Source organism: Butyrivibrio sp. (genome assembly GCF_017433805.1).
Classification (GTDB): domain Bacteria; phylum Bacillota; class Clostridia; order Lachnospirales; family Lachnospiraceae; genus Butyrivibrio.
Window position 1 is genome coordinate 52,108 of record NZ_JAFRGN010000027.1, and the last position, 22,344, is coordinate 74,451.

18 protein-coding genes are annotated in these 22,344 nt (G+C 42.1%); 16 read left to right on the plus strand and 2 right to left on the minus strand.

From position 1 onward, the window contains the following. The first annotated feature begins 16 nt into the window (after positions 1 to 16). From tpiA to IJI01_RS07140, 9 genes are all read left to right on the plus strand, one after another. On the plus strand, positions 17 to 763 hold the full coding sequence (gene tpiA / locus IJI01_RS07100) for a triose-phosphate isomerase (protein ID WP_292187932.1): 747 nt from the start codon (positions 17 to 19) through the stop codon (positions 761 to 763). Positions 764 to 814: 51 nt separating this feature from the next. Then, positions 815 to 1,315 (plus strand): shikimate kinase, encoded by a 501-nt coding sequence (locus tag IJI01_RS07105; protein WP_292187935.1) that lies wholly within the window; start codon positions 815 to 817, stop codon positions 1,313 to 1,315. A 52-nt stretch (positions 1,316 to 1,367) separates the two neighbouring features. Then, positions 1,368 to 2,393, plus strand: coding sequence for an extracellular solute-binding protein (locus IJI01_RS07110; RefSeq protein WP_292187938.1), 1,026 nt, complete (start codon positions 1,368 to 1,370; stop codon positions 2,391 to 2,393). After that, positions 2,386 to 4,041, plus strand: a complete 1,656-nt coding sequence (locus IJI01_RS07115; protein WP_292187941.1) for a sensor histidine kinase — start codon at positions 2,386 to 2,388, stop codon at positions 4,039 to 4,041. Before IJI01_RS07110 ends, IJI01_RS07115 begins: the two co-directional genes overlap by 8 nt. A 12-nt stretch (positions 4,042 to 4,053) precedes the next feature. Continuing rightward, the gene (locus tag IJI01_RS07120) at positions 4,054 to 4,824 is read left to right on the plus strand and encodes a response regulator transcription factor (protein ID WP_292187944.1); all 771 of its coding nucleotides are present in this window, start codon (positions 4,054 to 4,056) and stop codon (positions 4,822 to 4,824) included. Positions 4,825 to 4,931: 107 nt separating this feature from the next. Continuing rightward, the gene (locus tag IJI01_RS07125; RefSeq protein WP_292187947.1) at positions 4,932 to 6,101 is read left to right on the plus strand and encodes an ABC transporter substrate-binding protein; all 1,170 of its coding nucleotides are present in this window, start codon (positions 4,932 to 4,934) and stop codon (positions 6,099 to 6,101) included. A gap of 80 nt (positions 6,102 to 6,181) precedes the next feature. Next, on the plus strand, positions 6,182 to 7,894 hold the full coding sequence (locus IJI01_RS07130; protein ID WP_292187949.1) for an ABC transporter permease: 1,713 nt from the start codon (positions 6,182 to 6,184) through the stop codon (positions 7,892 to 7,894). Positions 7,895 to 7,909: 15 nt separating this feature from the next. Then, positions 7,910 to 8,971, plus strand: a complete 1,062-nt coding sequence (locus IJI01_RS07135) for an ABC transporter ATP-binding protein (RefSeq protein ID WP_292187951.1) — start codon at positions 7,910 to 7,912, stop codon at positions 8,969 to 8,971. 21 nt (positions 8,972 to 8,992) lie between these two features. Next, positions 8,993 to 9,691 (plus strand): MgtC/SapB family protein, encoded by a 699-nt coding sequence (locus IJI01_RS07140; protein WP_292187954.1) that lies wholly within the window; start codon positions 8,993 to 8,995, stop codon positions 9,689 to 9,691. Between the two features lie 59 nt (positions 9,692 to 9,750). On the opposite strand, the gene IJI01_RS07145 is transcribed toward IJI01_RS07140, so the two are convergent. Both IJI01_RS07145 and IJI01_RS07150 read right to left on the minus strand, forming a co-directional pair. Further along, positions 9,751 to 12,849, minus strand: a complete 3,099-nt coding sequence (locus tag IJI01_RS07145; protein ID WP_292187957.1) for a DEAD/DEAH box helicase — start codon at positions 12,847 to 12,849, stop codon at positions 9,751 to 9,753. Continuing rightward, positions 12,839 to 13,804, minus strand: a complete 966-nt coding sequence (locus IJI01_RS07150) for an alpha/beta fold hydrolase (RefSeq protein ID WP_292187960.1) — start codon at positions 13,802 to 13,804, stop codon at positions 12,839 to 12,841. Before IJI01_RS07150 ends, IJI01_RS07145 begins: the two co-directional genes overlap by 11 nt. 173 nt (positions 13,805 to 13,977) lie before the next feature. Here IJI01_RS07150 and IJI01_RS07155 point away from each other — a divergent pair, with 173 nt between their 5' ends. From IJI01_RS07155 to IJI01_RS07185, 7 genes are all read left to right on the plus strand, one after another. After that, the gene (locus tag IJI01_RS07155; RefSeq protein ID WP_292187964.1) at positions 13,978 to 14,532 is read left to right on the plus strand and encodes a TetR/AcrR family transcriptional regulator; all 555 of its coding nucleotides are present in this window, start codon (positions 13,978 to 13,980) and stop codon (positions 14,530 to 14,532) included. A gap of 14 nt (positions 14,533 to 14,546) precedes the next feature. Next, a complete protein-coding gene (locus tag IJI01_RS07160) occupies positions 14,547 to 15,482 on the plus strand; it encodes a MurR/RpiR family transcriptional regulator (RefSeq protein WP_292187966.1) in 936 nt (311 codons plus the stop codon). Continuing rightward, positions 15,482 to 16,783, plus strand: coding sequence for an NAD(P)/FAD-dependent oxidoreductase (locus tag IJI01_RS07165; RefSeq protein ID WP_292187969.1), 1,302 nt, complete (start codon positions 15,482 to 15,484; stop codon positions 16,781 to 16,783). Before IJI01_RS07160 ends, IJI01_RS07165 begins: the two co-directional genes overlap by 1 nt. Positions 16,784 to 16,811: 28 nt before the next feature. After that, on the plus strand, positions 16,812 to 17,474 hold the full coding sequence (gene cmk, locus IJI01_RS07170) for a (d)CMP kinase (RefSeq protein WP_292187971.1): 663 nt from the start codon (positions 16,812 to 16,814) through the stop codon (positions 17,472 to 17,474). A gap of 62 nt (positions 17,475 to 17,536) precedes the next feature. After that, entirely contained in the window at positions 17,537 to 18,424 is an 888-nt protein-coding gene (gene ispH / locus IJI01_RS07175) for a 4-hydroxy-3-methylbut-2-enyl diphosphate reductase (RefSeq protein ID WP_292187975.1), read from the plus strand. Further along, positions 18,405 to 19,547 (plus strand): 30S ribosomal protein S1, encoded by a 1,143-nt coding sequence (gene rpsA / locus IJI01_RS07180; RefSeq protein WP_292187978.1) that lies wholly within the window; start codon positions 18,405 to 18,407, stop codon positions 19,545 to 19,547. Before ispH ends, rpsA begins: the two co-directional genes overlap by 20 nt. A 185-nt stretch (positions 19,548 to 19,732) precedes the next feature. Beyond that, the gene (locus IJI01_RS07185; protein WP_292187981.1) at positions 19,733 to 22,255 is read left to right on the plus strand and encodes a DUF342 domain-containing protein; all 2,523 of its coding nucleotides are present in this window, start codon (positions 19,733 to 19,735) and stop codon (positions 22,253 to 22,255) included. The last annotated feature ends 89 nt before the right edge of the window (positions 22,256 to 22,344 follow it).

Consider the following 22,344-nt stretch of genomic DNA (forward strand, 5'->3'; position numbering starts at 1 on the left):
CGAGAGGAGATTAGTAATGGCAAGAAGACGTATTATCGCCGGTAACTGGAAGATGAACAAGACTCCCAGCGAGGCAGTAGCTCTTTGCGCAGAGCTTAAAGACTTAGTTAAGAACGATGCTGTAGACGTAGTATACTGCGTACCAGCTATCGATATTGTTCCTGTAGTAGAGGCTGTTAAGGGCACAAACGTACACGTTGGTGCTGAGAACTTCTACATCGAGGACAAGGGAGCTTTCACAGGCGAGATTTCAGCTCCTATGCTCAAGGATGCTGGTGTTGAGTATATCATCATCGGACATTCAGAGAGAAGAGATATCTTCGGTGAGAACGATATCCTTATCAATCAGAAGGTTAAGAAGGCATTTGCTTCTGGCCTTAAGCCAATCCTTTGCTGTGGCGAGTCACCTACACTTCGTAAGGCTGGCACATACAAGGAGTGGATCGAGAGACAGATTACATGGGATCTTGATGGCGTAACAGCTGATCAGGTTAAAGAACTTGTAATCGCATATGAGCCAATCTGGGCTATCGGAACAGGTGAGACAGCTACAGCTGATCAGGCTGAAGAAGTTTGTGCACTTATCCGTGAGCTTATTGCTAAGCTTTATGATCAGGCTACAGCTGATGCAGTTCGCATCCAGTACGGCGGATCAATGAACGCTGGTAACGCAGCAGAGCTTCTTTCAAAGGCTAACATCGACGGTGGACTTATCGGCGGCGCTAGCTTGAAGCCAGACTTCGGCCAGATCGTTAATGCTTAATTAAATGTGTGGGCCCTCTGCCTAGGCAGGGGGCCTTTTTTAGGAGTTATTATGAAAAAAAATAATATCATTTTGATTGGAATGCCTGCATCAGGAAAGAGTACCGTTGGCGTAATACTTGCTAAGATTCTTGGCTACAATTTTATAGATGCAGATATAGTGATTCAGGAAAAAGAAGGTCGTAAGCTTGCTGAGATTATAGAAACAGAGGGTATTGACGGCTTTATCAATATAGAGAATAAGATCAATTCAGAAATAGAAGTGGAGAAATCTGTAATATCAACTGGCGGAAGTGCTGTATATGGCAAAGAAGCCATGGATCATTACAAGAACATTGGAAGAGTTGTTTACCTTAAGGTCAGCATGGATGTTCTCACTAAGCGTCTTAGTGATGTTAAGCAGCGCGGAGTAGTTATGAGAGAGGGACAGTCACTGGTATCTCTCTACAACGAGAGAACTCCTCTTCACGAGAAGTATGCTGACATCGTAATTGACGAAGGCAGCAAGACAATGGAAGAGGTTGTGGCAGATCTTTTGGCAGCACTTGCCTAATTTTAATATGACTTTTGCGTAACATTCTTATGAAGGGGCTATCTGGAAAAGTATGAAGAAAAAAGTGGGGGCGATTCTGGTAATAGCGGCATTGCTGTTATCGGGTATATGCTTTTTTGTGATATCCAAATCTAATAAAGATATAGAGACCTCACAGACCCTGGTGGTAGTGTCTCCTCATCCCAAGGAATTCATGATTCCGCTTATTCAGGAGTTTGAGAGTGAAACTGGCATCAGGACTACTATCATTAGTAGCGGTACATCAAATGCCATTGAGAGCATAGAAAATGGCGAAGATGTGGATGCTCTGTGGGGCGGATCTATATTGTCTGTTGGTCCCTACAAGGACTATTTTTACCCATATGTGAGCCTTAACAGGGCAATTTATAAAGAGAAATATAAAAAGGTAGACGATGAGTTTACTTGTTTTTCTGATGTTCCAAGTATCCTGATCGTCAATGAAGACATTATAGGTGACACTATCATTGAAGGCTACGAAGATCTGTTAAAACCTGAGCTTAAGGGTGAGATTGCCTTTGCTGATCCTGCTAAATCATCATCTTCCTTTGAGCATTTAGTTAACATGCTATATGCCATGGGGGATGGTAATGCTGATGATGGCTGGGAGTATGTTGGTAAACTCATTGATCAGCTTGATGGTAAGCTTCTTACAAGCTCATCTGAGGTGTATACGGGAGTAGCTAATGGCAAGTACAAGGTTGGCCTTACCTTTGAAGAAGCTGCTGTAACCATGCTTAAAAATGATAAACATATCAGGATCGTGTACATGGAAGAAGGCGTAGTAACAACTCCTGATGGCATTTATATCAACAAGAATACGGATAAACTCACAGAGGCAGAGAGGTTTGTGGATTTCATGACTTCCAAGAATACTCAGGTGTATATGGCCAGCGAGCTTGGAAGACGCTCTGTCCGCAAGGATGTGGAGCCATCAAGCCTTGTTATAGCTGATGATGAGATACACACCATAAGTGTTAAAAAAGACAGAGTAGTAAACAGCAAGTCACTGTGGACTGACAGATTTTCTGCTATGTATGGGGAGAAGAATCATGAGTAAAAAAACTGGTTCTTTTCAGGAAAACATAAGAGGAACATTCATAAAGTATTCGCTTGTACCCGTTGCGGTTATTGTAACTGTAGCGTTATTTCTGTTTGTCTTTTCATGGATAGTGTTCATGGCACATTTCAATGAGCAGGAAAATCAGTCAATTGTATCTGAGATTACAAGGACCATGAACATCTGTAATGAGATGATGTCAGATGTGGCAGATTCTCTTGTGGATAATGATTTTGAGGTCAAGGACAGCGAGATATTTGCTGTTTTATATAAGCGTACTGCTGATTTTGGAGAGATGGGAAATCTCATCATCCTGTCATCGGATCACAAGACGCTTTTTTCCAGTAAGAATTCTGTACCGAGATTTCTCACGGGCAGGGAGAGCTATGACTGGGGAATCTGGCATCAGATCTACAAGAATAAAAACAGCGTCAATACCATTCTCTACAACAAGAATCTGTATGTGACCTACGGTTTATATGAAGGAAGCAATCTGAAAGTAGCTGTTGTCTATGCTATTCCGGGCGAAGCTATCACTTCAAACATAAGTGCTCAGGCCAGGTACGTGATAATTACAGATGAAAATGGATGGGTATATGCAAGCAACACCAAAAAGCTTCAGAATGAATATGGCAAGGTGGAGCAGATCTTTACTGAGAGATCAGGCTATATCAGATATGATGGCAACATTTATTATGCTAACAGGAACAATACAGATAAGGGCCTTGTGGTTTACACAATAAATGACATCAGCAGAAGCGTTCATCTGATCTATGTCCTGATAGCTATCATTGTGGTTATTTTTGGAGCGATTGCTCTGGTTACCATCAGGAGCACCAAGGTGAGCTCTGAGAAATATACCAAGGATATCAGGAGAATCGAGGATGCTTTTGAAGAGGTACAGAATGGTAACCTTGATGCCAAGCTGGATATTAACAGCAGTACTGAGTTTACGATAATTGCCGACGATTTCAATGACATGTTACAGGGCCTTAAGGACCAGATTCAGCAGAATAAAGAGCTGGCTGAACATGCGGCTTTTTCTCAGGTTAAGCAGCTGGAGAGCCAGTTTAATCCGCATTTTCTTTTTAATACCCTTGATAACATAAGGTTTATGGCCAAGATAGATGCGGCGGCAGCAGATAAGATGATTGTCTCTTTGTCAGGACTGTTGCGCTACAGTATCAGGGAGATGCGTGAAGAGGTTACGGTAAAAGAGGACCTTGAAAACCTCCAGTATTACCTCAATATCCTGCAGATAAGATTCAACAAGCGCTTTGCTTATTCAATCGATGTGACCGAGGATATTATGGAGTACCTTATCCCCAAGCTCCTTATACAGCCACTTTTGGAGAATGCTGTCAAATATGGCTTTAACGGTCAGGAGAAATTATCAGTAAATGTTCGCGGCTATCAGATGAAGGAGAATCTTATCTTTGTCTGCGAGGACGACGGCGCTGGCATAGAAGAGGATATGCTGCGTGAGATACAGGAAAATCTCAAGAAAGAAGACAATGCCACTGCCCACTATGGCCTTTACAACATTCATCGCAGAATAAGGCTGATGTACAAGGGTGATTACGGCCTTGATATCAGCAGTAAAAAGAATGAGGGCACTGTGGTCAGACTTACTATTCCCAAGCACTAGGAGTTAACTTATATGTATAGAGTTTTAATTGTTGAGGATGAAGATATTATCAGAAAAGGCATAGCCTACACCATGGACTGGATGGGCATGGGCTGTACTATAGTTGGAGAGGCAGCAAGCGGAAGTGAAGGTCTTGATAAGATAAAAGAGCTGTCTCCTGACATTGTGCTTGCTGATATTATGATGCCTGTAATGGATGGGATTGAGATGATAAGGACAGCCAAGGCTGATGAGAGCATGCCTTTGTTTAAATCAATAATCCTCACCAGCTACGCTGATTTTGACTACGCCAAAAAGGCTATCGACCTTGATGTATCAGCCTATCTTATGAAGCCAGTAGATGAGCAGGAACTGGCTGGCGCTATCAGTAAGATTATTACAGAGCTGGAAAAAGAAAAACAGTTTGACGAGCTTCTTGAGAAAAAGGTTTTGGCAGAAGAGACAGAAGCCTTGTTCATAAAATCGGATAAAGAAAATGATTATGTCCAGCAGATACTGGATTTTACCAAGGAACACTATTCAGAGAAGATCAGCATAGAAGCCTTTTCAGACAAAATGGGTGTTTCTGCCAGCTATTTATCAAGGAAATTCAAGGAGGCCACCGGCACAAGCTATCTGGATTTTCTTAATAAGTATAGAGTACAGCAGGCGGTTAAACTCCTGGAAACAGGCAAATATAAAGTCTATGAAGTGTCGGATATGACGGGCTTTACTGATTACAAGCACTTTAATACTGTCTTTAAGCGCTATACAAATGTGGCGCCCTCTGAATTTATGAACTAGTTCAGAAAATCGGATAATAAAACAGAAAAATAGGTATAGAAGAGTTGCTATTTCTTTTATCATTTTTTTATCAAATGTTTATTATACATTTTGAAAGGAGAAGGGAAATGAAAAAGAAATTAGCATTGGTATTGGCAGGTCTTTTGACACTTGGCGCAATTGGATGCGGAAATACAGCAGCGCCTGCTCCAGAGACTACAACAACAGAAGCACAGACAGAAACAAAAACAGAAGAAGCTAAAACAGAAGAGCCACAGGCTCAGGAAACAGATGCTCTTGCAGAGCTCGTTGAAGCTGCTAAGGCAGAGGGTGAACTTATTGTCTACGGTTCTTGTGAGGAGGAATATTTAGCAGCGGCATGTGAGAACTTTGAGAGCATGTATGGTATCAAGGTTCAGTATCAGAGACTTTCAACTGGTGAAGTTCAGAGTAAGATCGAAGAAGAGAACGGAAATCCTTCTGGTGACGTTTGGTTCGGTGGCACAACTGATCCTTACAATGTAGCAGCAGGTGAGGGACTTCTTGAGGCTTACGAGGCTCAGAATGCAAGCCATCTTCTCAGCGATATGTATCGTGATGCTGACGGATACTGGTATGGTATCTATAAGGGAATCCTTGGATTCATGGTTAACAAGGATGAGCTTTCCCGTATGGGTATCGATGAGCCAGCTGACTGGCAGGATCTTCTCGATGAGAAGTACAAAGGTCTTGTATGGCTTTCAAACTACAACACAGCTGGTACAGCTAAGCTTGTTGTTAACACAATGATTCAGAAGTATGGTCACGACGAAGGCATTCAGTACCTTGTTGACCTTGATAAGAACATCGAAGTATACACCAAGTCAGGTTCTGGCCCATCCAAGAACGTTGGTACAGGTGAGTGCGTAGTTGGTATCGGATTCCTTCACGATGGTATTACACAGATCGTTGATAACGGATATGGCAATGTAGGACTTATCATTCCTTCATCCGGAACTTCTTTCGAAGTTGGTGCTACAGCTATCTTCAAGGGATGTGCTCATCCAAACGCTGCTAAGCTTTGGATCGAATATGCTCTTAGCCCTGATTGCGTAGAACTTGCAGCTCAGAACGGTTCTTACCAGTTCCTTGTTATTGATAATGCACAGCAGCCTGAGGTTGCAGCTCAGTTTGGTCTTGATCCAGAGAACGTTATGGCTTATGACTTTGCTGATGCAAAAGAGAACACAACCAAGTATGTTGAGGAAGTTATGACAGCACTTGGAAGTGCAGCTGATGATCGTTTCAAGACAGAGTAATGAAAGTTTTATAGTAATACTTGCTGGAGCGGATGACTACCTCATCCGCTCCATGTATATTAAACCGGAGGAAATCTAAGATGGCAAAGAGTCAGAGCGCCAGCCTTGACAGGAAAAAGCTTTTGGCGGATCCGATTATGGTCACCACCATAATTCTTTTAATCGTCTTTTTGACGGTATTTATCTTATATCCACTGGCAATTCTGCTTGTGGACAGCTTTTTAACGGATGGACATTTTACAATGGATACCTTTAAGAGAGTAATGGCACTTCCAAACTTTAGAAGAGCTATTTCCAACACTCTTAAGGTGGGCTTTTTAGTAGGTATTGCATCTGCACTTATTGGTCTGTTGTTTGCCTACGTAGAAGTTTATGTCAAGCTTCGTACCAAGTTCATGGAGGGACTTTTCAAGGTTGTATCAATGCTGCCTGTAGTATCTCCTCCATTTGTACTTTCACTTTCAATGATTATGCTTTTCGGAAAAGCTGGTATCATTACACGTTTTCTTTTACACATTTATGACAACAGTGTGTATGGCTTCTGGGGAATTGCGATAGTTCAGACACTTACTTTCTTCCCAGTTTGCTACATGATGCTCAAGGGTCTTCTTAAAAATATCGACCCATCCCTTGAAGAGGCTGCCAGAGATATGGGCGCTTCAAGATTCAAGGTATTTATGACAGTGACTTTCCCATTGATACTGCCAGGACTTGGAAATGCTTTCCTTGTTACTTTCATTGAGTCAAGTGCAGACTTTGCAAACCCAATGATCATCGGCGGTTCATATGATACACTTGCAACAACTATATATCTGCAGATCACAGGTGCTTATGATAAGCAGGGCGCTGCTGCTATGGCGGTAGTTCTTTTGGCAATAACACTTCTTATGTTCGTTGTTCAGAAGTACTATCTGGAGGCCAAGAGTACAGCAACACTTTCAGGAAAAGCTTCAAGAGAGCGTATGCTCATTACTGATAAGAGTGTTACAGTTCCTCTTACAATCCTGTGCTCAGCACTTGCTTTATTCGTAATCATCATGTATATCTGCGTTCCATTCGGAGCTATGTTCAGAACCTGGGGCTACGATTTCCATCTCACCTTCAAGTGGTTTGGACTTGTATTCACCAAGTACAAGGGCTTTAAAGCCTTCAAGGACAGCTTTATCCTGTCACTTATTTCAGCTCCGATAACAGCTCTTTTATCCATGATCATTTCTTACCTTGTTGTTAAAAGAAAATTCAAGGCCAAGGGCTTTATAGAAGCAGTTTCAATGCTGGCTATGGCAGTTCCTGGAACAGTTCTTGGTATCGGATATATCAGAGGCTTTTCAGGAGGTCTCTTTGGTTCAGGAATTCTGCAGGGACTGTATGGAACAGGAGCAATCCTGGTAATCGTCTTCATTGTTCGAAGCCTTCCAACAGGTACCAGAAGCGGTATTTCAGCACTCAGGCAGATCGATAAGAGCATTGAGGAATCTGCCTACGACATGGGCGCCGACAGCTTTAAAGTATTTATGACTGTTACACTTCCACTTATTAAGGATAGCTTCCTTTCAGGCTTTGTAACATCATTTGTACGTAGCATCACAGCTATCAGTGCGATCATCCTTCTGGTTACACCTTCGTATCTGCTTATTACAGTTCAGATCAATGAGTTTGCTGAGAAAGGATCTTATGGTATAGCATGTGCCTTTGCTTCAATCCTGATCCTTATCACTTACAGCTCAGTTCTTATCATGAATCTGATCATCAAGCATTTTGGAACAAGTCGTAAGGTAACAATAGAAGAATAATGAGGAGAATGAAAAATGGCAAAAGAGAAAAAGGGCGTACGCCTTGAACATATTTCAAAAATTTATAAAGATCCTAAGACAGGAAAAGATTTTTATGCAGTTAAGGATGCTAATCTTGAGATCGAGCCAGGAAGCTTTGTAACACTTCTGGGCCCATCAGGATGTGGTAAAACAACAACTCTTAGAATGATAGCTGGTTTCGAGAGCCCTGATGAGGGTGAGATTTATCTTGGAAATGAGCCTATCAACGCTCTTACACCTAATAAGCGTGATACAGCCATGGTTTTCCAGAGCTATGCGCTTCTTCCACACTACAACATTTTTGACAATGTTGCCTATGGACTTAAGCTTCGTAAACTTGATAAGTCAGTTATCAAGGAAAAGGTTACAGATATCCTTAAGCTCGTTGGACTTGAGGGAATGGAGAACCGTATGACTAACCAGCTTTCTGGAGGTCAGCAGCAGAGAGTAGCTCTTGCAAGAGCACTTGTAATTGAGCCTGGAGTTCTTCTTTTTGATGAACCTTTGTCTAACCTTGATGCCAAGCTTCGTGTATCAATGCGTACTGAGATCAGAAGAATCCAGCAGGAAGCAGGTATCACAGCTATCTATGTAACTCATGATCAGAGTGAGGCAATGGCTATCTCTGACAAGGTTATCATCATGAACAAGGGCCTTGTTGAACAGATTTCTACACCTCAGGAAGCATATTATTATCCTAACAACAAGTTTGTTGCTGATTTCATTGGCGAAGCGAACTTCCTTAATGGAACAGTTAAGTCTCAGGACGTTGTTGTTATCGATGGGGCGGAGGTTAAGTGCTCTACAGGCAGCATGGAGCCAGGTGCTCAGTGTAGCGTAGTTCTTAGACCAGAGGGAGCTTTCCTTGGTGATAACGGCGCTATCCGTGGTAAAGTAATGTACTCATGCTTCATGGGAGCTTATCAGGATTACCATATTCAGGTAGCAGATGCACTTGTTAAGATTCAGGAGTATAATCCTAAGAATAAGAAGATATATAATGTAGGTGACGAAGTATTTCTGAATTTCGAGGACAACACTCTTTACGCACTATAATAAGATTATTAGGAGGTGCCTATGGGAGCACAAACACTAATAGAATTTTTGGAAGGGCCTACTGATATAGCAGTTGCTATCAGACTGGTGATAGCTACGCTTTTTGGAAGCTTTATAGGATGGGAGCGAGTTGTCAAAAGACATAGCGCAGGAATTAAGACCTTTGCGCTTGTAAGTCTTGGATCTGCCATAGCTACAGCTCTTAACATATTCCTTGCTATGGAGCCTGGCCTTAATGCGGATGTCAGCCGTATTCCTGCAGGTGTTGTAAGCGGAATCGGTTTCCTTGGTGCTGGAACTATCCTTGTAACAGGTCGTCAGCAGATCAAGGGTCTTACAACAGCAGCTTCTCTCTGGGTTACTTCCTGTATGGGAATGGCTATTGGCGGTGGCTATCTTATTGTTGGTATTGCCTGTTTTGCCCTTATCATGATTGCCAACGTGGTACTTATGAATGTCAGCAGGGTTGTTGAGGAATACAGTAAGTACATCAGTATCTTTATCGAGGTTGATAAGAACGGAGGAGTTAAGAAACTGTCCAAGTGGCTTAATGAGCAGGGCTATACAACAAGCAGTCTTGCCAAGTCCAAGGAGAAAACTCTTAATTCATCTGATGTAGCCCTTATTGTAGATGTGGATTTCGACAAGAAGCGTTCTCACAGAGAGTTTTTAACTGAGCTCAATGAGTTTGATTTTGTAAGCTACGTTGAGGAAATCTGATAGTATCAGAATAAACATAAGCCGGTGCATTTGCACCGGCTTTGATTTTGCCACAAAACTTATCCCAATATTTCCAGTAGCTCTTCCTTGGACAAGGTAGGATTTCTTAGTGAATCTGAGTTAAGAAGCTGGTCAGCCAGCTCTTTTTTCTTGTTCTGAAGAAGAATAATTCGCTCCTCGATTGTGTTCTGCATAATGAGCCTATAAACAGTCACCACATTCTTTTGGCCTATTCTGTGAGCTCTGTCGGTTGCCTGATTTTCTACAGCTATATTCCACCAGTGATCATAGTGGATTACGATATCTGCAGCTGTAAGGTTAAGTCCGGTTCCTCCTGCTTTAAGGGAAATACAGAATACCGGAGTGTCGTCCTCCTGGAAGGCATCAACCATCTGGATTCGGTCCTCCTTCTTGGTAGAGCCTGTTAGAAGATAGTGCTTAATTCCTTCTTTTTTCAAAAGCGCAGTCAGTCTGTCCAGCATTGACGTGAACTGTGAGAACAGCAGAACCTTATGGCCGCTTTCTGCAGCGCTTCTGATCATCTCAAGACACAGGTCTGCCTTGGCGCTTCCGCCTTCATAGTTATCATAAATAAGCCCCGGATCACAGCATAGCTGACGAAGTCTTGTAAGCTCTGACAGGATCATGATTCTGTCGCGTCTGAAATCATCCTCACTCTTGGAATCAACCATGAGTTTGATGCGCTGAAGATGAGCTTTGTACAGTTCCTCCTGCTCTTTTACCATAGGTGCGTAGATGTTTTCTTCAAGCTTATCCGGAAGATCAGCAAGTACATCCTTCTTAAGTCGCCTTAGTATAAATGGAGAAATCATTCTCTTGAGACGTTTCATGGCATCTTCATCCCCGTCAAGGATGGCAGGAGATTCTATGGACTCCTTAAAATGCCTGTAATTGAACAGATATCCTGGCATACAAAAGTCAAATATGCTCCATAGCTCACTGAGCCTGTTTTCGATAGGAGTTCCGGTGAGGGCTATCTTGAAGGAAGCATTGAGACTTTTAACAGCCTTGGCTACCTGCGTGGTTGGATTTTTGATAAACTGCGCTTCATCTATGATCTGGCAGTCAAAATCAATATATTTGTACAGATCAATATCGCGGCGTAGAAGGTCATAGGAAGTGATGAGCACATCTGTTTCTTCCTCGTCGATTTCTGATGTTACCCTTACCCTGTCGGGCTTGATTCCAACAGCTAGCTCGCATTTAAGGGAAGGAGTGAACCTCTTTATTTCATGCTGCCAGTTGTAGACCAGAGATGCTGGGCATACAACAAGAGATGGTCGATTTTTCTTTTTGTTTCTGACAGATTCCTCTTTGATACTTAATAGGAGCGACAGAACCTGCAGAGTCTTACCAAGACCCATGTCATCGGCCAGAATTCCTCCAAAGCCATTGTGGCGAAGGGTACGAAGCCATACAAAGCCGTCCTTTTGGTAATCACGCATTACCTTATCAAGTGACTTGGGAACTGAGAACAGGTTATCCTTGGTGGTGGCAAAAGAACTTACGAGTTCCTTGAATTCTCTGGTTTTACCAATGGCGGCACCACTTATAATAGCGCTGTTGTCAGCAAGTTCATTTAGATATAGTGCTCTGTATTTGGGAATAGAAACGTGGCCTGCGAGAATATCCTTGGGAGAGAGTCCGAGGCCTTCATTTATGCTGTATAAAAGCTCCATTTCCTTGGTCTGAAGATCAATAATATCTCCAGAGGACAGACGGAAATATTTTTTTCTCTGTTTGTATCTGCTAAGGATATTGTTGAGCTCGGTTGCAGAAATATCAGTTGGTACTATAGATAATTCCAACAGGTCTGAAACTACGGAGATGCCCATGGTTACAGTAGGAGCAGATGTTATGTTTACAGCTTTGATGGAATCTGATAAGTAAACATCCCCAAGCCTTGCCAGTTTTGGAATATCATCTGCAATAAATAAAAAGAGTTTGTCCTCGTTATCCTGTGCTCCATTAAGGATTAGGAGGCCCTTTTGCTGATCCAGAGTATCAAAGTGCTGGCTTACGAGCTTGATGATAGTGCTCTCCTGATGGAAGTTTCTCTTGATGAGAACCTCGGATTCATTATTTAAAGCAGAATCCGCCGTTGCTTCTGGGCCTTCGAATAAATGAATTACCTGCTCGGAAGGTTTTCCTTCATGATAAGTAGCCTGTATATCGCAAGTTATTGTGACGGTATCAGGCATATCAATGAATATTTTAAACTTAGGAATATCCGGTGAATACTTGGATGGATAGAAGCCATCATTACTTACGTTGAAGTATTCTTCCAGTATCGGATAAAGTCCTGATGAAAATAGTGGCAGATCTTTGTTGGAAATGAAGAGCTCATTTTCAGTTCTGCGTGCAGATAAGAACTTAAGAAATGGGAAGATAGCTTCGCATTCCTTTCTGGAGATCATATGAATCTTGCGTCTTCTCTCAAAATAAATATTTGAATAACCCTCGAACATGGTAAAAGAGCTGGCTTCAAAGTTAACACCATTGGCTGTCTTTTCAATGTGAAGATCGATTGGAGGGAAAACTGGCACGATTTCTACAGGCCTTTCTTCGCTATATCTGGATCTGAAGTCAGTGTTGAGGAAATAAACAGTGCCAACAGACGCAAAGAACTCATCAATCTCATGACCGGACAGCTCTAACTCCTTGCTATGGCCCTTGCCATAGGAGTAGGAAGAAGAATAGGCAGAAAAAGCATCTCCAAGCTGCTTGCCTCTAAAGAAGTCCTTAAGGAATGCGATGATTTTCTGGGATTCTTCAGAAAAAGCAGACATATCATGAGTGAATTCCAGGTGCTTGCCGTAGCTTACAATCTCTCTTTCATCAATTGCGGTTAGAAGAGCAGCAATATCTTTGAGTACATAGCTGTGTCCTGTGGTACCAGAGTATATGTTAAAAGTTATAGATAATTTATCGCGATTTAGAGTAACGTGTGGTTCCAGATTAACAGTGGAAGTTTTCTTGTAGAGCATTGGACCACTGCTTTCGGGAGAATATTCCTTTAGAATTTTTTTGGTTTCAAAGGATGTATAGTGAAAGTCTTTTTGCACATCAGAAATGAACCGCCTACCAGAGGCGGTTACAAATCCGTTTTTAGAATTATCCAGTGAATTATTTGCCATTTAGAACCTCAAGAACTTCAGTGTAATAGCGCTTTCGAGAAGCTTCATCAGCGTTGAATATCTCATGTCTTGATTCATTATAGGCATGAATTCTCGTTCCGGGAAGCTTTTCTTTAAACATATCATAGCCGGCGGGGTCTATCAAATGGTCTTTGCCCGCTGTGAAGAGGTCTACCGGAACTTTTAAATTAGAAATGCGCCTGAAAATCTCTCTGTGAACTCTGATGCTGGCCAGAACCCAGCCTATAGTAGCAGCACTTGTCTGATAGTGCTCGTCTTTTCTGCGAAGTCTTAGCTGATATTCAAAGCGTGGTCTTGAAGCAGCGTTGCTTGTTTCAAAAGGCGCATTGGGACTGAATCTCTTTTGATTAGGAGCTATATGCTTGCTCCTTCTAAAGAAAATGTTACCAAGACTTATAGTAAGCGCTACTAAAGGTGAGTTGCTGGAAACCTGTATTTTAAGCATAGGAGAGCTAAGGATAGCTCTTGAATAGTACTGAGGATGCTTTTCCATGAACAAAGTGGCAATGGCGCCTCCCATGGAATGGGCGATAAGCATCATATCAAGACCGGCACTTTCAGGAACAACCACTGATTCAGTAAAACTTAGGAAATCCTCAACATAAGTATTGTAATTCTCTATGTGAATAAGCTGCGGGTCAGATACCTTACCTTCAGAATAGCCGTGGCCACGATGCTCAACAAAAAATACCTTGTAGCCGGCCTGAAACAGATACCATGCATATTCGTGGTATTTACCCCAGAATTCACCAAGGCCATGCACAAGAGTAACACTTGCAATTGGATTTTCCGGAGAAGCCACGTAGTAGTTTAATTTGGCACCATCAAAACTGCGAAGAGAGCCTCTGGTGACATATTGCTTGCGCCATTTTTTATTCTCTTCTTCCATTGCGGCCAGGAATCCTTCCTCACCCAAGAATCTGATCTGCTCCATCAACATACCTCTCTGATATATTATTAAATATATAATTGATATTGTGATAATAATATAATAACACAAATATAGGTAATTAACGATGTTGTGCATTGACATGGCCTGGCGTATTTTGTAAAATAATAACGCGTGCTTTTTAAATATCTGTATATCTACTACATCGGGGAGGAAATATGTCTAGAAAAGCTACCATCACACAAAAAGAAATTGTTAATGCAGCGTTTAAGATAACCAAGAAGGAGGGCTTCGAGCAGATCACATCCAGAAAGCTTGCAGCTGCAGCAGGATGCTCAACACAGCCTATCTTCCGTATTTATGAGAACATGGACGGCCTTAAAAAGGACGTTTATGATAAAGCAGCAGCTTATTATGAGGATTATTACAATGAGTTCAACAAGACTCATGATGTTCCATTTGTAGATCTGGGACTTGCATATATTGGTTTTGCCCAGAAATATCCACACCTTTTCAGCCTTCTTTTCGTTTCAGGACAGGAGACAGGCGGACGCAGCATGTATGACCTTGTAAATGGTTCTACAGAGAATGTTGTTAAAGAGATCAGCAAGGCTTCTGCAAGAGGAGCCAGAAATGCACAACAGCTTTTTATGCAGATGTGGATCTTTATCCATGGCGCAGGCTGCATGGCAGTTACAGGCGACTATGATCTTGACGAGGCTTCTTCTGTAGCAATGCTCGAATCTGCATATAAGGCATTCAGCCTTGGCTGATATGGGGAATCAGTATGAAGTTTGATGAGGGTGTTGACGTAATCACCAGGATAAATGAATGCTACTCGAGAATGAGTAAGGGCAAGAAATCTATTGCCACATATATCTGTGATCATTACGAGCAGGCAGTATTTATGACTGCTGCTGAACTTGGCAAGATTGTTGGAATGAGTGAGTCCACTGTGGTCCGCTTTGCAATGAGTCTTGGCTATGACGGATATCCTGCCTTTCAGAAGGCACTGGCAGCGTGGGTCAGTGATAAGTTTGGTTCTGTAGAGAAGGTTGGTCGTAGATTTGGCAGGAGTAATGAAGGAGAGATATTATCAGCTATCCTTCAGTCAGATATCAGTAACATTGAACATACTATCAACAATATTGATGTTGCTGCCTTCAAGACAGCAGTTGATATTATTCTCAAGGCTAGAACAGTGTATATAGTGGGACTTAGGTCCTGCGAGCCTTTGGCAGATTTTTTACACTTTTATCTTAATATCATCAGAGGTAATAATGTTCTGATCAAGACTACCAGTATCAGCGAGATGTTTGAGCAGATGATCAGAATCGGTGACAGGGACTGTATCATAGGTATCAGCTTTCCGAGATATTCCATGAGAACACTTAAGTGCATGGAATTTGCCAATGACAGGAATGCCAAGGTTATTACTATAACCGATTCAGTGCATTCACCAATGAATCTCTATTCATCCTGTAACCTTCTTGCTAAGAGTGAGATGGCTTCAATCGTAGATTCACTGGTAGCACCACTTAGTGTTATAAATGCGCTTGTTGTAGCGCTTTGTATGAGGAAGCCTCAGGAAGTTCAGGCAGACCTCAAGATGCTGGAGGAAACCTGGAATAATTATCAGGTGTATATCAATGACGAGATTGACTTTGCGTCTGATGCGCCAATGATAGGTTATCCACTTACGAGAAATAAGGAAACATCTTAATGAAGAAAATAGCAGTTATCGGCTGCGGTGCGGCCGGAATGATGGCGGCGCTTGCTGCTGCAGAAGGCAGCGGAAGCGTCACTATTTTTGAAAAGAATGAAAAGCCTGGCAAGAAGATCTATATCACAGGTAAGGGCAGATGTAACGTGACCAATGCCTGTGAGGTAGAGGATTATTTTAACTACGTTAAAAGAAATCCCAGATTTTTGTACAGTGCAATTTATGATTATGATAATAGGGCAGTTATGGACTTTTTTGAGAACAACGGCTGCCGTCTCAAGATAGAGCGCGGAGACAGAGTTTTCCCTGTATCTGACCACTCATCCGATATCATCAATACCTTGTACAGGGCAGTTGTTAAGGCTGGCGTAGATGTACAGTTTGGAACGAAGGTGCTGTCAGTTGAGGCATCTAATGGAGTTGTGTCTGCTGTCACCTATAGTAAGGATGATGATCCTATTACAAGAGAAGAGTTTGACAGCATCATTGTATGTACAGGCGGAGTTTCTTATCCATCAACAGGATCAACAGGAGATGGATATACTTTTGCTGAGGAACTTGGACACAGCGTTGTAACACCTCTTCCTTCACTTGTTCCATTTGAGATTAAAGAGGACTGGTGCAAGGACCTGCAGGGCTTATCACTTAGAAATGTGGGCCTTAAGATGTTCCTTGAGGCCAAGGATAAGGCTGGTGGCAAAGCTGGAACCGAAGATAACAAGGCGGGTAAGAAAAAGAAAGAAAAGCCAGCATATGATGGCTTTGGAGAGATGCTCTTTACCCACTTTGGAGTTAGTGGACCTCTTGTTCTCACAGCAAGCTGTCACTATGACCCTTCCAAAACAGCCAGACTTCTTCTTGATCTTAAGCCTGCTCTTACAGAGGAACAGCTTGATAAGAGGGTATTAAGGGACTTTGAGGAAGGCCTCAATAAATCATTTAAGAATATTCTGGGTGGGCTATTCCCATCTAAGCTTATTCCTGTTATGATCAGACTTTCTGGAATTGATCCGGAGAAAAAAGTTAACGAGATCACCAAGGAAGAGAGAAGTTCTTTTGTTAAGCTGATCAAGAACCTGCCTATGACAGTGACTGGAACCAGAAGCTTTAACGAAGCTATTATCACCAGAGGCGGAGTCAGCACCAAAGAGATCAATCCATCAACAATGGAATCCAAGCTGGTACAGGGGCTTTACTTTGCTGGTGAGGTTATCGACGTTGACACAGAAACCGGAGGCTTTAATCTTCAGGTGGCTTGGTCAACAGGGCATCTTGCTGGAGCAAGCGCTGCTCAGGAATAAAAGAAATACCAAAAGGAGTTTATGAAAAATGGGAAATATCGCAATAGATGGACCTGCTGGAGCAGGTAAGAGCACAATTGCCAAGATGGTAGCCAAGGATCTTGGATTTGTGTACGTTGATACAGGAGCAATGTACAGAGCAATGGCTCTTTATATGCTGAATAACGGAGTAAGCGCAGATGATGCTGAGAAGATCAGTGCAACATGCCAGAGCGCTGACATTACTATCAAGTATGAGAACAACGAGCAGGTTGTATATCTTAATGGCGAAAACGTTAATGGTAAGATCAGAACTGAGGAAGTTGGTAATATGGCTTCTGCCAGCAGCGTAAATGGCGATGTGAGAAAGAAGCTTGTAGAGCTTCAGCAGAAGCTTGCCAAGACTACAGATGTAGTTATGGATGGAAGAGATATTGGAACAGTAGTACTTCCAGATGCTTCTCTCAAGGTTTATCTCACAGCAAGCTCCAAGGTAAGAGCAGAGCGCAGATTCAAAGAGCTCACAGCTAAGGGCGTAGAGTGCGATATAAATGTAATTGAACAGGATATCATCGACAGGGATTACAGAGACATGCACAGAGAGAATTCACCGCTCATGCAGGCTGAGGATGCTGTACTTGTTGATTCTTCTGATATGACTATTCAGGAAGTTGCAGATAAGATAATTCAGCTGTATAAAGAAAGAAATTGATTAATAAAAATCAATTTGTTACAATTCAATTTGGTAATATGATATTTGGAGTAAATAGTAATATGGAAGTTATAGTTGCAGAACATGCTGGTTTTTGTTTTGGCGTAACCAAGGCTGTGGACACAGTGTATGAACAGATAGCCAAGGGAACTTCAGGTTATATCTATACTTATGGCCCGATTATTCATAATGAGACCGTAGTAAGCGATCTTGAGAAAAAGGGCGTCAGGGTTATCAATGATATTGATGAGCTTGAGGAACTGGTGGCTGAAAATAAGGATAATTCTAAAAAGCAGCCAGCTGGAACTATTGTGATCAGATCCCATGGTGTCACAAGACAGGTTCAGACTCTTATTGAGAAGACTGGCTTTGATGTGATCGATGCTACTTGTCCTTTTGTAAAGAGAATCCACAAGGTAGTTGCAGAGGAGAGTCAGAAGGGAAAGAGTATCATAGTTGTAGGCAGCGCCAATCATCCAGAGGTTGAAGGTATCGTAAGCTACGGTGATGGAAAAGTTTATGTGATTGATGGTCCCGAAAGTGCAGCAGAATTCGATGAGAACAGGGAACTGGATTACACACTCGTGGCCCAGACTACTTTCAACAAGAAGAAATTTCAAGAAACCGTTGAAATCTTCAAAAATAACGGTTACAATATTAATATTGTGAATACTATATGCAATGCGACTGATGAACGTCAGACAGAAGCTGAGGAAATTGCATCCAAGGCAGATGCCATGATAGTGATTGGTGGCGCGCACAGTTCGAATTCAAGGAAACTCTATGAAATCTGCAAGGAGAAATGTGCTGATACATATTTTATTCAGACCCTTGAGGACTTGCATTTAAATTTGACAAAAAATGTCAAGCTCGTAGGGATTACTGCCGGGGCATCGACCCCAAAGAACATTATCGAGGAGGTTCAGAATTATGTCAGAACAAACTTTTGAACAGATGCTTAACGAATCGTTCAAAACAATTCACACAGGGGAGGTTGTTGAGGGAACTGTTATTGACGTTAAGCCTGATGAGATAATCCTCAACATCGGATACAAGTCCGATGGTGTTCTTACTAAGAACGAATACAGCAACGACAATAGTATTGATCTTACAACCGCCGTTAAAGTTGGCGATACAATGGATGTTAAGGTTCTTAAGACCAACGACGCTGACGGACAGGTTATTCTTTCATACAAGAGACTTGCTATCGACAGAGGCAACAAGAGAATTGAGGAAGCCTTCAACAATAAGGAAGTTCTTACAGCTAAGGTTGTACAGGTACTCGAGGGTGGCCTTACAGTAGTTGTAGATGAAGTTAGAATCTTCATCCCAGCAAGCCTTGTTTCTGATAGCTATGAGAAGGATCTTTCCAAGTATCAGGATCAGGAGATTCAGTTCGTTGTAACTGAGTATAATCCTAAGAGACGTAGATATATCGGTAACCGCAAGATGCTCGTTTCAGCTGAGAAGGCTGAGGCTGCTAAGAAGCTCTTTGATACAATCAAGGCTGGCGACGTAGTTGACGGCGTAGTTAAGAATGTTACAGACTTCGGCGCATTCATCGATCTCGGTGGTGCTGATGGACTTCTTCACATCTCAGAGATGAGCTGGGGACGTGTTGAGAGCCCTAAGAAGGTCTTCAAGATTGGAGATACAGTTAAGGTTCTTGTTAAGTCAATCGATGGCAGCAAGATCGCTCTTTCCAGAAAGTTCGATGATGAGAACCCTTGGAAGGATGCTACACAGAAATATGCTGTAGGCAACGTTGTTAAGGGTAAGGTTGCCAGAATGACAGACTTCGGTGCTTTTGTAGAGCTTGAGCCTGGTATCGATGCACTTCTTCATGTTTCTCAGATCGCTAAGGAACATGTTGAGAAGCCAGCTGATGTACTCAAGGTTGGCCAGGAAGTAGAAGCTAAGATCGTTGATTTCAACGAGGATGAGAAGAAGATTTCTCTTTCAATCAAGGCTATGTTCGCTCCTGAGAAGGAAGAGGAAGCTCCTGCAGAGGAAGGCGATGTAGTATCTGTTGATATCGACAAGGTTATCGCTGAGCAGAACGAAGAGAACTAATTATATGACTATTAAGAGCTGATGGCTTAGGCTATCAGCTCTTTTTTATGTCAAATAAAATAAAAATAAAAAATTATAATGCTAGAATATACTTTTTTAAGTGCATTTAATCTTCACTTAATTGAACGCCCATTTGTATTAAACTAAAATTACATTGGTGGTTTGTGAAAAATATAGGGGTGGTTATGATAGCAAGACAAATGACAAATGGGAAAGTTGGAAAAAAGAAGGAGTTCAGCATTTATTCCGGCATTGACTCTTTTGATAAGGATTCTTTTGAACGAGAGGCGCAGCAGCTACTGGAATTAGGAGTAGATGTTCATAAGTTTAAAAACGAATATAATCCTCTGCAACTTGCAGAAATACGAAAGGGACTTGCTGACAAGTTAGATGTCAGGAAGTACCTTAATCCCAAATTATCATGGCTTGATATGGAAGAGATGCGTCTGGAGCTTCGTCAAGGCATTGATATGTCCAAGTATAGGGAAGAGGGTTTTGATACACAGCAGGTATTCCAGATTCGAAAGGGACTTGTTAGTGGCGTAGATGTATCTATCTTTGCAAAAAAGGACTACCTGGCTGAGCAGATGAGAGAGATACGAAAAGGTCTTGTTGTATCTCCTGATTTTCCTGTTATTTTCTATCTCGACCCGGCATTTGACTATCTGCAGATGAGGGAGATAAGAAAAGGTCTTGAGGCACAGCTTGATGTATCTGATTACGCCTATGTTGAAGTACCTTACATGAAGATGCGCGTCATAAGAGAAAGTGCGGAGGATGGACTTTATTTTGAAAAGAACAAGATCCGCAAATACCCTTATGGAATACTGGATCAGCTCCACAATGCCTTTAAAGAAAATATCAATATAAATCTATATATCCTCAAGGGCTACGACGCTGAGCAGCTTGAAGAAATCAGTATCAGCCTAAAAGAAGAGCTTGAGATAGAAAGATATATTTCTCCTGAAATGCGTGCGGATGCCATCAGGGAGATAAGGATTGGACTTGAGAAGGGACTGGTAGTTGCAGAGTATGCAGATTCCAGGTTCAACTGGCAGCAGATGCACGAGATGCGCCTGGGACTTGAGAACCAGATCAATATAGCTCCCTACTGCAATCCTTTGTATTGGGCGGATCAGATGCGAGAGATAAGACTTGGCCTCGAGGATGGTCTTGATGTCAGGCTATATTCTTCTCTTATGTACACTGCTCGTGATATGAGGCGCATCAGAGGACAGCTCCTGTCCGGCGAGTATTACGATAAGAGATTTATCAACGAGTACACTGAAAACGAAGTAGATGCAGACACTGAGACAGCAAAGCTCCTCAGTGAAATGCTTGCAAGCAAAAAGAATTATCTTTCTGTTGAATGCGGTCAGATGCAGGGATATCTCACACTTCCAGCGAAATCCAAAAAGAATGTATATACACAGGAGATGGTCCTGAAGTTCCTGGAAAGATGTAATATTAAGTCTGGCATCAATACAGACGCCATCGTAGAGCTTATCAATCACCCGGGAGAGAAGATACTTGTTGTATCCGGTGTTGATGCAGTAGACGGAACAAATGGCTATTATGAATACTGTTTTGACAAAGAGAATTCTCATGGATTTATTGAGAATGAGGATGGCACGATAGATTTCTCCAACATGGATTCTATCATCAGGGTAAATGCTGGAAGCGTTGTAGCTGTATATCACAAGGCTACAGCTGGTACTGATGGAAGAGACATATTTGGTAACGTCATTACTGCCAAAAGAGGTCATGAGATCCCTATCCTGAAGGGAGAAGGATTCATGGTAATGAGCGACAGAGTGACCTATGTTGCCAAGTACAAGGGTGCTCTTTCATATTATGAGGGTGAGATCAATATTAGCAAGATGACTGTTATGTCTGAGGTCAAGCTCACAGACAAGATAGTGAGAGTGGATGGTACTTTACTTGTGACGGGAGATGTGGACTCGGGTTCTGAGATTCATGCAACAGGTGATGTCATAATCAGCGGACATGTGACAAGTTCTCTGATCACAAGCGGAGGCAACGTTATCATTAAGGGTGGTGCGAACTGTCCTGTCAGAGGTGGAATAGAGGCAGTTGGTGACGTATCCGCCAGATACCTTGAGAGAGTCAAGGTCAGCGCCAGAAATGTTTATGCCAATTCTATGGTAAACTGTGAGATCAGTGCCAAGGAGAAGGTTAAGGTCGTAGGCGCTGATGGCGTTATTTACGGCGGAAATATACAGAGTAGTTTCGGATTTGAAGCTGCAAACGTTGGCAGCAGAGGTGGCACTAAGACAGTTATAAACCTCGGTTTGTCTACTGAATTCCAGACCAACTATAGAAATATACAAAAAGACCTCCAGCGTAAAGAGGAAGAGTACAACACTCTTAATACAGAAAAAGAAAGGCTTCAGGAAATAGGTGCTATTGCCAACAGAGAGCTGATGCAGTGGAAGATCAAGATCAATGCAGCGGCAAGCATTAAGGAACACCAGATAGAGGAGCTCAAGAAAAAGCTCAAGACCATGGATGTTGCCATAGATAACAGTAACAACGCTACAGCGACTATCACTGATCAGCTGTACAACGGTGTGACCTTTGTTATGTCAGGTGTTGTTCATAAGATCGAGGCTGACAGAAAGCTGGAAGAAGCTGTGACCCTCAGGATCAATGCACTGGGCGGCGGAATCGAGGAAGTATTAAACTAAACGATATTTTATTTATAATTATTTAATTTTACATACAATCTTCGCTCCATTAAAATATAAGTGTGGCATATGTGCCGATTTTACGGCAT

What these genes read in the sequence shown, in the direction of transcription:
- cmk (WP_292187971.1), top strand. Translation starts at nt 16,812, where the DNA reads ATGGGAAATATCGCAATAGATGGACCTGCTGGAGCAGGTAAGAGCACA.
- IJI01_RS07115 (WP_292187941.1), top strand. Translation starts at nt 2,386, where the DNA reads ATGAGTAAAAAAACTGGTTCTTTTCAGGAAAACATAAGAGGAACATTC.
- IJI01_RS07105 (WP_292187935.1), top strand. Translation starts at nt 815, where the DNA reads ATGAAAAAAAATAATATCATTTTGATTGGAATGCCTGCATCAGGAAAG.
- IJI01_RS07120 (WP_292187944.1), top strand. Translation starts at nt 4,054, where the DNA reads ATGTATAGAGTTTTAATTGTTGAGGATGAAGATATTATCAGAAAAGGC.
- IJI01_RS07150 (WP_292187960.1), bottom strand. Translation starts at nt 13,804, where the DNA reads ATGGAGCAGATCAGATTCTTGGGTGAGGAAGGATTCCTGGCCGCAATG.
- IJI01_RS07125 (WP_292187947.1), top strand. Translation starts at nt 4,932, where the DNA reads ATGAAAAAGAAATTAGCATTGGTATTGGCAGGTCTTTTGACACTTGGC.
- IJI01_RS07155 (WP_292187964.1), top strand. Translation starts at nt 13,978, where the DNA reads ATGTCTAGAAAAGCTACCATCACACAAAAAGAAATTGTTAATGCAGCG.
- IJI01_RS07160 (WP_292187966.1), top strand. Translation starts at nt 14,547, where the DNA reads ATGAAGTTTGATGAGGGTGTTGACGTAATCACCAGGATAAATGAATGC.
- tpiA (WP_292187932.1), top strand. Translation starts at nt 17, where the DNA reads ATGGCAAGAAGACGTATTATCGCCGGTAACTGGAAGATGAACAAGACT.
- IJI01_RS07110 (WP_292187938.1), top strand. Translation starts at nt 1,368, where the DNA reads ATGAAGAAAAAAGTGGGGGCGATTCTGGTAATAGCGGCATTGCTGTTA.
- IJI01_RS07165 (WP_292187969.1), top strand. Translation starts at nt 15,482, where the DNA reads ATGAAGAAAATAGCAGTTATCGGCTGCGGTGCGGCCGGAATGATGGCG.
- ispH (WP_292187975.1), top strand. Translation starts at nt 17,537, where the DNA reads ATGGAAGTTATAGTTGCAGAACATGCTGGTTTTTGTTTTGGCGTAACC.
- IJI01_RS07140 (WP_292187954.1), top strand. Translation starts at nt 8,993, where the DNA reads ATGGGAGCACAAACACTAATAGAATTTTTGGAAGGGCCTACTGATATA.
- IJI01_RS07185 (WP_292187981.1), top strand. Translation starts at nt 19,733, where the DNA reads ATGATAGCAAGACAAATGACAAATGGGAAAGTTGGAAAAAAGAAGGAG.
- IJI01_RS07135 (WP_292187951.1), top strand. Translation starts at nt 7,910, where the DNA reads ATGGCAAAAGAGAAAAAGGGCGTACGCCTTGAACATATTTCAAAAATT.
- IJI01_RS07130 (WP_292187949.1), top strand. Translation starts at nt 6,182, where the DNA reads ATGGCAAAGAGTCAGAGCGCCAGCCTTGACAGGAAAAAGCTTTTGGCG.
- rpsA (WP_292187978.1), top strand. Translation starts at nt 18,405, where the DNA reads ATGTCAGAACAAACTTTTGAACAGATGCTTAACGAATCGTTCAAAACA.
- IJI01_RS07145 (WP_292187957.1), bottom strand. Translation starts at nt 12,849, where the DNA reads ATGGCAAATAATTCACTGGATAATTCTAAAAACGGATTTGTAACCGCC.